The sequence below is a fragment of the Paraburkholderia sp. RL17-347-BIC-D genome, assembly GCF_046027915.1.
Classification (GTDB): Bacteria; Pseudomonadota; Gammaproteobacteria; order Burkholderiales; family Burkholderiaceae; genus Paraburkholderia.
This window is the reverse complement of the sequence record NZ_JARESS010000004.1, coordinates 285,009-298,272: the sequence shown is the minus strand read 5'-3', so window position 1 is coordinate 298,272 and position 13,264 is coordinate 285,009. Positions and strand designations below refer to the sequence as shown.

Annotated in this window: 11 protein-coding genes; all 11 read right to left on the bottom strand. The window is 63.3% G+C overall.

Annotated elements, in window-relative coordinates; genetic code table 11:
• Positions 1 to 105 precede the first annotated feature (105 nt).
• Positions 106 to 1,905, bottom strand: coding sequence for an aspartate--tRNA ligase (gene aspS / locus P0D96_RS08685; RefSeq protein ID WP_132376067.1), 1,800 nt, complete (start codon positions 1,903 to 1,905; stop codon positions 106 to 108).
• Between the two features lie 63 nt (positions 1,906 to 1,968).
• Positions 1,969 to 2,622: a DUF502 domain-containing protein gene (locus P0D96_RS08680; protein ID WP_012431717.1), complete on the bottom strand. Its 654-nt coding sequence runs from the start codon at positions 2,620 to 2,622 to the stop codon at positions 1,969 to 1,971.
• A 75-nt stretch (positions 2,623 to 2,697) separates the two neighbouring features.
• Positions 2,698 to 3,075: an FmdB family zinc ribbon protein gene (locus P0D96_RS08675; protein WP_132376068.1), complete on the bottom strand. Its 378-nt coding sequence runs from the start codon at positions 3,073 to 3,075 to the stop codon at positions 2,698 to 2,700.
• Positions 3,076 to 3,257: 182 nt separating this feature from the next.
• Positions 3,258 to 3,881 carry a class I SAM-dependent methyltransferase gene (locus P0D96_RS08670; protein ID WP_408312973.1) on the bottom strand — a complete coding sequence of 208 codons (624 nt, stop codon included), beginning with the start codon at positions 3,879 to 3,881 and terminating at the stop codon, positions 3,258 to 3,260.
• Between the two features lie 23 nt (positions 3,882 to 3,904).
• Positions 3,905 to 5,482 (bottom strand): ubiquinone biosynthesis regulatory protein kinase UbiB, encoded by a 1,578-nt coding sequence (gene ubiB / locus P0D96_RS08665; protein WP_408178314.1) that lies wholly within the window; start codon positions 5,480 to 5,482, stop codon positions 3,905 to 3,907.
• A gap of 15 nt (positions 5,483 to 5,497) precedes the next feature.
• Positions 5,498 to 6,142 (bottom strand): ubiquinone biosynthesis accessory factor UbiJ, encoded by a 645-nt coding sequence (locus tag P0D96_RS08660; protein ID WP_132376071.1) that lies wholly within the window; start codon positions 6,140 to 6,142, stop codon positions 5,498 to 5,500.
• A gap of 157 nt (positions 6,143 to 6,299) precedes the next feature.
• Positions 6,300 to 7,292, bottom strand: a complete 993-nt coding sequence (locus P0D96_RS08655) for a Tim44 domain-containing protein (RefSeq protein ID WP_408312970.1) — start codon at positions 7,290 to 7,292, stop codon at positions 6,300 to 6,302.
• A gap of 38 nt (positions 7,293 to 7,330) precedes the next feature.
• Positions 7,331 to 8,062, bottom strand: coding sequence for a bifunctional demethylmenaquinone methyltransferase/2-methoxy-6-polyprenyl-1,4-benzoquinol methylase UbiE (gene ubiE, locus P0D96_RS08650; RefSeq protein WP_408312967.1), 732 nt, complete (start codon positions 8,060 to 8,062; stop codon positions 7,331 to 7,333).
• Between the two features lie 66 nt (positions 8,063 to 8,128).
• Positions 8,129 to 8,542 carry a gamma-butyrobetaine hydroxylase family protein gene (locus P0D96_RS08645; RefSeq protein WP_132376073.1) on the bottom strand — a complete coding sequence of 138 codons (414 nt, stop codon included), beginning with the start codon at positions 8,540 to 8,542 and terminating at the stop codon, positions 8,129 to 8,131.
• A gap of 80 nt (positions 8,543 to 8,622) precedes the next feature.
• Positions 8,623 to 9,051, bottom strand: a complete 429-nt coding sequence (locus tag P0D96_RS08640) for an HIT family protein (protein ID WP_132376074.1) — start codon at positions 9,049 to 9,051, stop codon at positions 8,623 to 8,625.
• A gap of 34 nt (positions 9,052 to 9,085) precedes the next feature.
• Positions 9,086 to 13,180, bottom strand: a complete 4,095-nt coding sequence (locus tag P0D96_RS08635) for a DUF3683 domain-containing protein (protein WP_408284235.1) — start codon at positions 13,178 to 13,180, stop codon at positions 9,086 to 9,088.
• Positions 13,181 to 13,264 lie beyond the last annotated feature (84 nt).

Genomic DNA, 13,264 nt, shown 5'->3' with positions numbered 1-13,264 from the left:
GCAGTTGCATCGACTGTAACGCAAAAAACGAAAAAGGCGCATGACGCGCCTTTTTCGATTGCTTCCGCTGTCGTTTTTCAGACAGCACTGACTGGCTTCAAGCCGTTACACCTTCGGTTCCGGCTGACGCAGACGGATGTGCAACTCGCGCAACTGGCGCTCGTCCACTTCGCTCGGCGCCTGCGTGAGCAGACACTGCGCGCGTTGCGTCTTCGGGAACGCGATCACGTCGCGGATCGAATCGGCGCCGGCCATCATCGTGACGATGCGGTCCAGGCCGAACGCGATACCGCCGTGCGGCGGCGCGCCGTATTGCAGCGCGTCGAGCAGGAAGCCGAACTTGGCTTGCGCTTCTTCCGCGTTGATCTTCAGCGCGCGGAACACCTTGCTCTGCACTTCTTCACGGTGAATACGCACCGAACCGCCGCCGATTTCCCAGCCGTTCAGCACCATGTCGTAGGCCTTCGCAAGGCAGCGCGCCGGATCCGTTTCCAGATACTCGAGGTGCTCGTCCTTCGGGCTCGTGAACGGATGATGCGCGGCGACGTAGCGGTTGTCTTCCTCGTCGTATTCGAACATCGGGAAGTCGACCACCCACAGCGGCTTCCAGCCGGACTCGACGAGACCATTGGCCTTGCCGAATTCCGAATGGCCGATCTTCAGACGCAGTGCGCCGAGGCTGTCGTTCACCACCTTCGCGCGATCCGCCGCGAAGAAGATGATGTCGCCGTCTTGCGCGCCGGTGCGCTCGATGATCGCCTTGACCGCTTCGTCGTGCAGGTTCTTGACGATCGGGCTTTGCAGACCGTCACGGCCCTTCGCCACTTCGTTGACCTTGATCCACGCGAGGCCCTTCGCGCCGTAGATGCGCACGAATTCCGTATAGCTGTCGATGTCGCCACGCGAGAGCTCGCCGCCCTTCGGCACGCGAATCGCCGCGACACGGCCGTCTTTCGTGTTGGCCGGCGTGCTGAACACCTTGAAGTCGACGTCGCGGACCGCATCCGTGAGGTCCGTGAATTCGAGCTTCACGCGCAGGTCCGGCTTGTCCGAACCGAAGCGGCGCATGGCTTCCGAATACAGCATGACCGGGAATTTCTCGTCGAGCGCGACGCCGATCGTTTCTTTGAACACATGACGAATCATGTCTTCGAACAGATCGCGAATTTCCTGTTCCGACAGGAACGAGGTTTCGCAGTCGATCTGCGTGAATTCCGGCTGACGGTCGGCGCGCAGGTCTTCGTCGCGGAAGCACTTGACGATCTGATAGTAGCGATCGAAGTTCGCCACCATCAACAGTTGCTTGAAGAGTTGCGGCGACTGCGGCAGCGCGAAGAACTGGCCCGGGTTCGTGCGCGACGGCACGAGGTAGTCGCGCGCGCCTTCCGGCGTGCTCTTGGTCAGCATCGGCGTTTCGATGTCGATGAAGCCCAGTGAGTCGAGGTACTTGCGCGCCTCGATCGCGACGCGGTAACGCAGACGCAGGTTGTGCTGCATCTGCGGACGGCGCAGGTCCAGCACGCGGTGCGTGAGACGCGTGGTTTCCGACAGGTTGTCGTCGTCAAGCTGGAACGGCGGCGTGATCGACGGGTTCAGCACGATCAGTTCGTGGCACAGCACTTCGATCTTGCCGCTCTTGAGCGCGGCGTTCGTGGTGCCTTCCGGACGGGCACGAACCACGCCCTTGATCTGCAGGCAGAACTCGTTGCGCACGCCTTCGGCCGCCTTGAACATCTCCGCGCGGTCCGGGTCGCAGACGACCTGAACGAGGCCTTCGCGATCGCGCAGGTCGATGAAGATGACGCCGCCATGGTCGCGGCGGCGACTCACCCAGCCGCACAGCGAGACGGATTGGCCCAGCAGTTCTTCGGTCACCAGACCGCAGTATTGAGATCTCATCGACATGATGTTTGTCTTTCGTTATGCATTGGTTGAACGGCGCGTGGCATTAAAACGCTACGTGCCGCGTTACAGCGGAGGCTCGACTGTCGTGCGGCGCACCGGCGCCGGCGGCGCGGACGGCGCCACGACGCCCATCGAGACGATGTACTTGAGCGCGGCGTCGACCGTCATGTCGAGTTCGATCACTTCGCTCTTGGGCACCATCAGGAAGAAGCCGGAAGTTGGATTCGGCGTAGTCGGCACATACACGCTGACGTGATCTTCTTTCAGGTGGTTGATGACGTCGCCGCCCGGAATGCCGGTCAGAAACGCAATCGTATAGGAGCCGCGGCGCGGGTACTCGATCAGGAGCGCCTTGCGAAACGCGTTGCCGCTGCTCGACAGCAGGGTATCGGACACCTGCTTGACGCTGGTGTAGATCGGGCCGACCACCGGAATGTGAGCGACCACGACTTCCCACCACTTCACGAGCTTCTGCCCAATGAAGTTCTGCGTCAACAGTCCAACGACAAAGATGAAGGCGAGCGTGAGCACTGCGCCGAGGCCGGGCAGGCGAAAGCCGAACAGGCGCTCCGGCTGCCACGCGCGCGGCAGCAGCAACAGCGTCTGGTCCATCGTGCCGATGATCAGACCGAGCACCCACAGTGTGATGGCCAAAGGCACCAGCACCAGCAGGCCAGTCAGGAACACCGATTTGAGCGTCGTTTTTTTCGTCGTCATGTGTACCGCCAGAAAGCCGCGCGGGCCGAAGCCCAACGTGCGGCGTGTGCGCCGCCCCGAAGGGCGGCAGTCCTGCTAGGCGCTGCCGGAATCGCTCGAACTCGCCGAAGCGGCCGGTGCGGCAGCAGGCGCGGACGGCGTTGCAGCCGTGCTGCTGGCCGGCGCCGCGTCGGATTGCGCGGCGCCGTTATTGGCGCCCGCGTTCTCGCCCGAAGCGCCATTCGAGGCGCCGTTGGCGTCGGGCTTGGCAGGCGCGCTCTTGCCGCCATTGCCGCCGCGAAAATCGGTCACGTACCAGCCGGAGCCCTTCAACTGGAAGCCGGCAGCCGTGACCTGCTTGCGATATGTGTCTTTCCCGCACTCGGGACACTGCGTCAACTGGGGGTCGCTGATCTTCTGAAGCACGTCCTTCCCGAAGCCGCACGATTCGCAACGATAAGCGTAGATCGGCATGATCTTTTTCCCTACTGAAATCTAGTAAACGCTTGCAAAGCCTTGAATTATAGCCGCAAACGATTCCCCTCCCCCGGATTTTGGGGACAAGCGCTCGACGCAGCCGCCGCTCGCTTAAGTGGGGGCGGCCGCGGCCGAATCAAGTACGGCGCGCGTCGCCGTGGAGCGCCGCAGCCGCATCGTCAGGCGCGGCGGCGCCAGGTTAGCCAGCGCTCACGTCCCGCGAAAATGGCAATCGAATCATGCACCGCTTCGTCTTCAATCAGCTCGAAGTACGGCGTGAGCAGCGCGTCGAGTTCCGCACGCTCGATGCCGAACGGCGGCCCTTTCGGCGTCGCGCCGATGAAAAAGAGGCCCGCGAGCAACGCGCCGTCGGGCAGCAGCTCGGCCATCCGTCGTGCATAGTCCGCGCGGCGCGCGAGCGGCAGCGCGCAGAAGAACGCGCGCTCGTAAATCCAGGCCGGCGTGAAAGGCGGCTCATACGTGAAGAAATCCGCCTGTTCCACCAGTTGCGCGTGCTGCGCGCCCAACTGCTCATGCGCCGCCGCGACGGCGGCCGGTGAAAAGTCGATCGCGCGGACCGGATTGCCCTGCCCGGCCAGCCAGACCGCTTCGTACGCGCTGCCGCAACCTGGAATCAACACGGCCGCGCCGCTGTGGCGAGCGGCAAACGACTGAAACGCGGACGGCACGCCCGCCTGATCCCACGGCATGAACCCGCGCTCGAAACGCTCGTTCCAGAACTCGGGCGAGTTGGGGTCGCGGCTCTCGAAGTCGGGCGCGGAGGGTTGGGTCGGGTCGCTCATTGGTTACCTCGCAGGGATCGCAATCAACCGCCGTAAGCGAGCACCAGAAACGCCCGCGCCAGCACCGCGCCGACACCGACCGCCACGCCGAACAGCAGCAAGCTTTGCAGCAGCCGGTTGGTGCGTTTTTGCTCGAGCAGGATCTGGCGAATCATGTCGTCGTTCGTGCCGCGCTTGTTGTCGTGGCGCTCGGCCAGCACGTGATGAATCAGGCGCGGCAACTGCGGCAGCGTCTTGCTCCACTGCGGCGCCTCGATCTTCAGGCGCTCGTACCAGCCGCGCACGCCGATCTGTTCGTTCATCCAGCGTTCGAGATAAGGCTTGGCCGTCTTCCACAGATCCAGTTCGGGATCGAGCGAGCGGCCGAGGCCTTCCACGTTCAGCATGGTTTTTTGCAGCAGCACCAGTTGCGGCTGGATTTCGACGTTGAAGCGACGCGAGGTCGAGAACAGGCGCATCAGAACCTGGCCGAGCGAAATATCTTTCAGCGCGCGGTCGAAGTACGGCTCGCACACGGCACGGATCGCGCTCTCGAGTTCTTCGACGCGGGTAGTCGGCGGCACCCAGCCCGACTCCAGATGCAGCGTGGCGACGCGATGGTAGTCGCGCTTGAAGAACGCGAGGAAGTTCTGCGCGAGGTAGTTCTTATCGAAGTCCGACAGCGCGCCGATGATGCCGAAATCGAGCGCGATATAGCGGCCGAAGTGGGCCGGATCGAGACTCACCTGAATGTTGCCCGGGTGCATGTCGGCGTGGAAAAAGCCGTCGCGGAACACCTGGGTGAAGAAAATCTCGACGCCTTCGCGCGCCAGCTTCGGAATATCGACGCCGGCCGCGCGCAGCGTTTCCACCTGGCTGATCGGCACGCCGACCATACGCTCCATGACCAGCACCGTGGGCGTGCAAAACTCCCAGTACATCTCCGGCACCAGCAGCAGGTCGAGCCCGGCGAAGTTGCGCCGCAACTGGCTGCCGTTGGCCGCCTCGCGCATCAGATCGAGTTCGTCGTGCAGATATTTGTCGAATTCGGCGACCACCTCGCGCGGCTTCAGGCGCTTGCCGTCGGCCCACAGCCGCTCGGCCCACACGGCGATGTCGCGCAGCAAGGCGAGGTCGGAATCGATCACCGGCAGCATGTTCGGGCGCAGCACCTTCACGGCGACGGCCTTGCCGGCGTGCTGTCCCGCCTTCACCGTGGCGAAGTGCACCTGCGCGATCGAGGCGCTCGCCACCGGCACTCGCTCGAAGTCGTCGAACAGCACGTCGACCGGTGCGCCGAGCGACTTCTCGACCAACCCGATCGCCACCGCCGAATCGAAAGGCGGCACCTGATCCTGGAGCTTTGCCAGTTCGTTGGCGATATCCACCGGCAACAGATCGCGCCGCGTGGACAACACCTGCCCGAACTTGACGAAGATCGGCCCGAGGCTTTCGAGCGCGAGCCGCAAACGCACGCCCGGCGGCGCATCGAACTTGCGCCCGATGGTGGTGATACGCAGCAGCAGACGCACGCGCCGGTCGTTGATGCGGCTGAGCATCATCTCATCGAGACCGAAGCGGATGACCGTGAAAAAAATCTTGAGGAAACGCAGAAAACGCATAGTTGTGCCCGGTGACTAGCGCGTGCCGCGCGACGTGGCGGCGCCGCCCGGCGCATCGGCGCCGCGGGCTTCGACCTTCTGTTCAAGACGCTCGAGGCGTTTTTCCACGCGCGCCAGCGCGTCGCGCGCGCGGGCCAGTTCGACGTTGAAATCCTCGAGCGCGGCGCGGCGCACCAGTTGCGGATTCTCGTCGAGCAGATACTCGGCGGCGGTGTCGAGCAGATTGCGCCCGGTGCGCTGCACATGTTCGCCGACCGTGCGCACGACCGACGCCACCCGCCACGCCGGTCCGTCGCCGATGAGCTTGGCCAGATCTTCTTCCGGCTCCCAGCGCAGATGTTCGGCGAGCTTGGCGATCACGGTGGCGAATTCGGCGTCGCCTTCGATCTTCACGTGCTTCATCACCGCCGCCTGGCCGCCTTGCACGAAAGCGGGCAACGCGTCGGAGGGCACCGAGATGGTCACGTCGAACTGTTGCGCCTCGGTGGCGGCGACCGCGCTCAGATAGCCGTCCGGTTGCACCAGCAGCATCAACACGACCGGCGGACATGACAGTCTCGCGGTCTTGCCCGCGTAGGGGGCGAGGCGCTCACGAGCCCACGATTCGCGGGCGAGCAGATGATTGACAGCAGCAGCGAAGGGCTTGGCGGCGAGGGTCATTGAAAGTGGCAAGAAAAAACCCGCGCGAGCGAGGTGCCCGCGCGGGTTCCTATTGTAACGTCCGTTCGCTTTGCGGCTTGCTATGCCGAACGGCCAACGCCAGGTGCGATTCAAGAACGCGTTGATCCGGCGCGCGGCCTCTATCGCACCGCCTGTTTCAGTGCTGCGTGACCTGCTGGATGCCGGCCAGCAGCCAGCCTTCGCCGGCACGGTTCGCCTTGGACAGGTTCCAGACTTCGACGAACGGCTCGGCCGCCGCGCCCGGCGCTTCGCGAATCAGGCCCGAGAAGCGGACGCTGGCGAAGTATTCGTTCGCGCGCTCTTCCACGCCGAGCAGCTCGGCATTCAGTTGCACCACGTCCGTCTGATTCGTCTCCGCACCGCGCGACGACAGATCGACCTTCACCTCGGCGAACATTTCCGGCGTGGTGAATTCGCGGATGTCGTCCATGTTGCCGACGTCCCATGCGGCTTGCAGACGCACGAAGTAGACCTTGGCATTACGCAGGAACGCTTCCGAGTCGAAGCCGGCCGGCACCACAGGCACGGCGTTGATGGTCGGCGTGCTCAGCGGATTGCCTTGCGGTTCGAGATACGAGCCGGTGGGCGGCGCGTTATAGCGCGGTTCCTGCGAGTAGCCCGTACCGCCCGAGTTGAGCGACGGCGAACTGCCCGCGTACGCCGGCTGCGCCGAGTCGCGCTTGCGGCCCATGAAGCGGCGGATCAGCCAGATACCGATCATCGCGATAATCGCAATCACGATGATATTGGCCATGGCGCCGGCGAACGCGCCGCCCAGGCCAAAGTGCGACAGCAACGCAGCGATGCCGAGACCGGCCGCCAAACCGGCGATCGGCCCGAGCCAGCGCGAACGGTTAGGTTGCGCGGCGGGTGTCGGCGCGGGCGCCGGTGCCGGCTGCGCACGCTGCTGCATGGCCTGATTGCCTTGGGAAGGTTGCGACGGCGCGGACTGCTGCGTCACGCTATTCGACTGACGGCCGATGCTACGGCCACCGCCCATGCGGCGAGCTTCCGCATCGAGCGAAGCGAGGGAGCCGGCCATGATCAGGCCGACCATCGCGATCAGTCCGATTCTTCTCACCAGCGACCGCCCAACCTTACGGGGAGATAACACACCTGAATCGGACATTTTCGTACTTTCCTTTAAAAATCGATGGGTTAGGAACCCTAGTATTTGGTCCCCACATGTAAAGCTACCACGCCAGCTGACAAATTGTAATATTTGACGCCGTCCAGGCCTGCTTGTTCCATCATTGTTTTCAAAGTTTCCTGGTCCGGATGCATCCGGATCGATTCCGCGAGGTACTGGTAGCTCTCGGCATCTTTCGCAAAGCGTTCGCCCAACCACGGCAACACCTTAAAAGAATAGACGTCGTAGACCTTTTTGAGCGGATCCCATACCTTCGAAAATTCCAGCACCAGCAAACGCCCCGCCGGTTTCAGCACGCGCCGCATTTCCGCCAGCGCGACGTCCTTGTGCGTCATGTTGCGCAGGCCGAATGCCACCGTGACCACATCGAAGTAATTGTCCGGAAAGGGGATTTTCTCTGCGTCGCAAAGCAGCGCCGGCGTGATCACGCCCTTGTCCAGCAAGCGGTCGCGCCCCACGCGCAGCATCGATTCATTGATGTCGGTATGCCAGACTTCGCCGGTTTCGCCCGCCTGCTTCGCGAAGGCCTTCGACAGATCGCCCGTGCCGCCCGCGATATCGAGCACCTTGTAGCCCGGCCGCACGTTGGCCTGGGCGATCGTGAACATCTTCCACGTCCGGTGCAACCCGCCCGACATCAGGTCGTTCATCAAGTCGTAGTTGGCGGCAACCGAGTGGAACACGCCCGCCACCTTCTGCGCCTTGTCCTGTTCGTCGACCGATTGAAAGCCGAAGTGGGTTTTGCTCATCGCGCTTGTCCTTTCGCGTATTCTGAATGTTGCGCCGCATCAGTGCGGCGATCGGGGCGAATCGTATCAGTGACAGTGCCCGTGCGCAGCGCCGGCTTGAACCATAGGCGTATCGCGGTCGACGCCGGCCGCCTGAAGTTTGGCGAGATAGTCGCGCCAGAGTTCATCCTGGCGCACGGCCATGTCGTACAGCAGGTCCCACGAATAGATGCCGGTGGCGTGTCCGTCGGAGAAAGTCGGCTGCAGGGCATAGTTGCCGACGCCCTCGATCATCGTGATCGTCACGTCGCGCTTGCCGGTCTGCAGGGTTTCCTGGCCGGGCCCGTGGCCCATCACTTCCGCCGACGGCGAATACACGCGCAGCAGTTCGAACGGCAGGCGATACGATTCGCCGTTTGCGTACTGCAATTCGAGCACACGCGATTTGGAATGCACGACCACGCCGGTCGGCACCGGAGTATCGGGAGTCAGTCCACTCATATTGACCTCATAGAAAACGCCGTCTCAAGTTTCCCTGCTCCCTCGGCCGCAAACGCACGACACGATAGGTGCGCGGTCGCTCAACCCAGCGCCTGTTCGATTTCCTGCCGCACCGCTTCGCGCAGCAAGGTGGCTTGCGCGCGGCGCGACGACAGCATGGCTTCGGACACCGTGCGCTGGCGCGGCGCCCAGATGGGCAGCGGAAAATGAGCGTCGTTCGAAAAACGCGGAATCACGTGCCAGTGCACGTGCGGAACCTGGTTGCCGAGGCTCGCCAGGTTGACCTTGACCGGCTGCAGGATGCGCCGGATCGCGCGCTCGACCGCATACACGGCCTTCATCACGCGATCGCGGTCGTTTCCGTCGAGGTCGGAAAACTCGGCCACATGCTCGTTCCAGATGACCCGGCAAAAGCCCGGGTAATCGTGTTCGTCGGCGAGGACGACACGCAAGGTGTCGTCGTGCCACAGCACATCGCCGCCATCTTCACGGCAAAAAACGCAATCCATCGTCGTCCTCAGGCAAAAATCGTCGGTCGTGCCATTAAACCAGCACGCGCTCGATTCCGCCATTGTTCGCACGCTGCACGTAGTCGACCATCCAGTCTTCACCGAGCACGTGACGTGCCATCTCGACGACGATGTAATCCGCCTCGATGCCCGCATCTTCGTTGTAACGCGACAGACCTTGCAGGCAAGACGGGCAGCTCGTGAGGATCTTCACGTCGGTGGCGCCCTTCGGCTGCGGGCCGTCGCCGGCCTTGAGCACGGAGCCGTTCGGCGCACCCGCCGAGCCGGCCGATGCATTGGCCGGATTGATCCCGTTCGCGCCCGCTTCAGCGACGAGCGGAACGCCGCGCAGCTTCGCCGCGCCCTTGCGGATCTCCTCTTCCTTGCGGAAGCGCACCTGCGTCGAAATATCTGGACGCGTGACCGCGAGTGTGCCGGATTCGCCACAGCAGCGATCGTTCTTCTCGATCTGGTAGCCGTCCTTCTCCGAGCCCATCAGCTGATTGACGAGCTTGACCGGGTCCATCGTCTTGATCGGCGTGTGGCACGGGTCGTGGTACATGTAGCGCACGCCGTTCACGCCGTCGAGCTTCATGCCTTTCTCCAGCAGAAACTCGTGAATGTCGATGATCCGGCAGCCCGGGAAGATCTTCTCGAATTCGTAACCGGCGAGCTGGTCGTAGCATGTGCCGCACGACACCACCACCGTCTTGATGTCGAGGTAGTTCAGCGTATTGGCGACGCGGTGGAACAGCACGCGGTTGTCCGTGACGATCTGCTCGGCCTTGTCGTACTGGCCCGAACCGCGTTGCGGATAGCCGCAGCACAGGTAGCCCGGCGGCAGCACGGTTTGCACGCCCACTTCCCACAGCATGGCCTGGGTGGCGAGACCGACCTGCGAGAACAGCCGCTCGGAGCCGCAGCCCGGGAAGTAGAACACGGCTTCCGTGTCGGCGGTGGTCGTCTTCGGATTGCGGATGATCGGGACGATCTTGTTGTCCTCGATGTCGAGCAACGCGCGCGCGGTCTTCTTCGGCAGGTTGCCCGGCATCTTCTTGTTCATGAAGTGGATCACCTGCTGCGTGACCGGCGGCTTGCCGACGGTTGCCGGCGGGTGCGCCGTCTGCTTCTTCGCGAACTTCTTCAGCACGTCGTTGCCGAGGCGCTGCGCCTTGTAGCCGATGCCCATCATCGCGGTGCGCGCGAGGTTGATGGTCTGCGGGTTGGTCGCGTTGAGGAAGAACATGCCGGCCGCGTTGCCCGCGTTGAACTTCTTCTTGCCCATCTTGCGCAGCAGGTTGCGCATGTTCATGGTCACGTCGCCGAAGTCGATCTTCACCGGACACGGCGTCACGCATTTGTGACAGACAGTGCAGTGATCGGCGACGTCGTTGAACTCGTCCCAGTGCTTGATCGACACGCCGCGGCGGGTCTGCTCTTCGTACAGGAACGCCTCGACCAGCAGCGAAGTGGCGAGAATCTTGTTGCGCGGGCTGTACAGCAGGTTCGCGCGCGGCACGTGGGTCGCGCATACCGGCTTGCACTTGCCGCAGCGCAAGCAGTCCTTGATCGACTCGGAAATCGCGCCGATATCGGACTGCTGCATGATCAGCGATTCATAGCCCATCAGGCCGAAGCTCGGCGTGTAGGCGTTGCGCAGGTCGGCGCCTTCGAGCAGCTTGCCCGCATTGAAGCGGCCATGCGGATCGACGCGCTGCTTGTAGGCGCGGAATTCGCTGATCTCCTCGTCGGTGAGGAATTCGAGCTTGGTGATGCCGATGCCGTGCTCGCCGGAAATCACGCCGTCGAGCGAACGCGCCAGCTTCATGATGCGCGCGACCGCCGTGTGGGCGTCCTGCAGCATCTCGTAGTTGTCGGAGTTGACCGGCAGGTTCGTGTGAACGTTGCCGTCGCCCGCGTGCATGTGCAGCGCGACGAACACGCGGCCACGCAGCACCTGCTTGTGGATCGCCTGGGCTTCGTCGAGGATCGGCTTGAACTCGCCGCCGTTGAAGATCTGCCGCAGTTCGGCGCGGATCTCCTGCTTCCACGACACGCGGATCGTACGGTCCTGCGTGACATGGAACACGGTGGCGTCGGGCTGCGCATCCGCGCGGTCGGCGAACTTCTCCGCCAGCGCTTCGTAGCCGAGACCGACCAGATAGTGCTGCGCCTCACGCAGCGACAGGTCGAGCTTGTCGCGCAGGAATTCCCAGCGCGTGCGCACGCGCTTGAGCAGATCGAGCGCCTGCTGCACGCGGTCTTCGAGCAGTTCGGCGCTCGGAATTTCGTTGGCGTCGTCGCTCTTGCCGAGCGGCAGCTTGCCGGCCTGGAAGAACGCTTCGAGCGCGTCGACCAGTTGCAGCTTGTTCTTGATCGACAACTCGATGTTGATGCGCTCGATACCGTCCGTGTACTCGCCCATGCGATCGAGCGGGATCACCACGTCTTCGTTGATCTTGAACGCGTTGGTGTGCTTGGCGATCGCGGCCGTGCGGCTGCGGTCGAGCCAGAAACGCTTGCGCGCCTCGGCGTTGACCGCGACGAAACCTTCGCCGCTCTTGCCGTTGGCCATGCGCACGACTTCCGAGGTGGCTTGCGCGACCGCGTCCGCGTCGTTGCCCACGATGTCGCCGATTAGCACCATCTTCGGAAACGCGTTGCGCTTGCTCTTGGTCGCGTAGCCGACCGCGCGCAAATAGCGCTCGTCCAGATGCTCGAGGCCGGCGAGAACCGCGCCGCCCTGCTTCGACGTTTCGAACAGATAGTCCTTGATTTCGACGATGCTCGGAATCGCGTCGCGTGCCTGGCCGAAGAATTCGAGGCAGACGGTGCGCGTGTGCGCCGGCATCTTGTGCAGCACCCAGCGCGCGGAGGTGATGAGCCCGTCGCAGCCTTCCTTCTGGACGCCCGGCAGACCGGCGAGGAACTTGTCCGTGACGTCCTTGCCGAGACCTTCCTTACGGAACACGCGGCCCTTGATGTCGAGCGCTTCCGTGCGCAGCAGTTTTTCGCCCGGCGCGTAGTTGCCGTCGAACCATTTGAGCTCGAAACGCGCGACTTCGATGTCGTGAATCTTGCCCATGTTGTGCTCGAGGCGCGTGACTTCGAGCCAGTTCCCTTCCGGGTCGACCATGCGCCACCAGGCGAGATTGTCGAGCGCCGTGCCCCACAACACCGCCTTCTTGCCGCCCGCGTTCATCGCGACGTTGCCGCCCACGCAGGATGCATCCAGCGAGGTCGGATCGACGGCGAACACGAAGCCGGCCTGCTCGGCCGCTTCGGTCACGCGGCGCGTAACCACGCCCGCGCCGGAGAAAATTGTCGCGACTTTACGGTCGACGCCCGGCAATTCGGTCATTTCGACCGCGCCGAGTTGTTCGAGCTTTTCAGTATTGATGACGGCCGAGAACGGCGTGAGCGGCACCGCGCCGCCTGTGTAGCCCGTGCCGCCTCCGCGTGGAATCACGGTCAGACCGAGTTCGAAACACGCCTTGATCATGCCGGCGATCTCGGCTTCGGTATCCGGCGTGAGCACGACGAACGGGTATTCGACGCGCCAGTCGGTCGCGTCGGTTACGTGCGAGACGCGCGATAGACCGTCGAACTTGATGTTGTCCTTTTCCGTGACCTTGCCCAGAACCTTGGTCGCACGCTTGCGCAGGTCATAGGTCTTCTGAAACTCGCTGGCGAATTCGTCGACGGCGCGGCGCGCGGCCTGCACCAGCGTTTCCACGCGAGCGGCGCGGTCGATGCCCGCTTCATCGCCGTGTTCGGTCAGATCGGCGCGGCGGCGCTTTTCGATCTCGCTCAAACGGTGATGCAGCGCTTCGATCAGCATCGCGCGGCGCTTCGGATTGTCGAGCAGGTCGTCTTGCAGGTAAGGATTGCGGCGCACTACCCAGATGTCGCCGAGCACTTCGTACAGCATTCGTGCCGAGCGGCCGGTGCGGCGTTCCGCACGCAATTCGGCAAGCACAGCCCAGGCTTCGTCGCCGAGCAGACGGATGACGATTTCGCGATCGGAAAACGACGTGTAGTTGTAGGGAATTTCGCGCAGACGCGCTTCGGGATCGGTGGCCACCGCGGCGGCGGCCCCGTGCGGATCGAAAACTTGAGGTGCGTTCATGTCGGACGACTCGGTAGGTCAACCCGGCGCGCTCATCGATGAGGCGTCGGCTGACGGTGCGCGTGGCGCGCAATGCTGGAAATC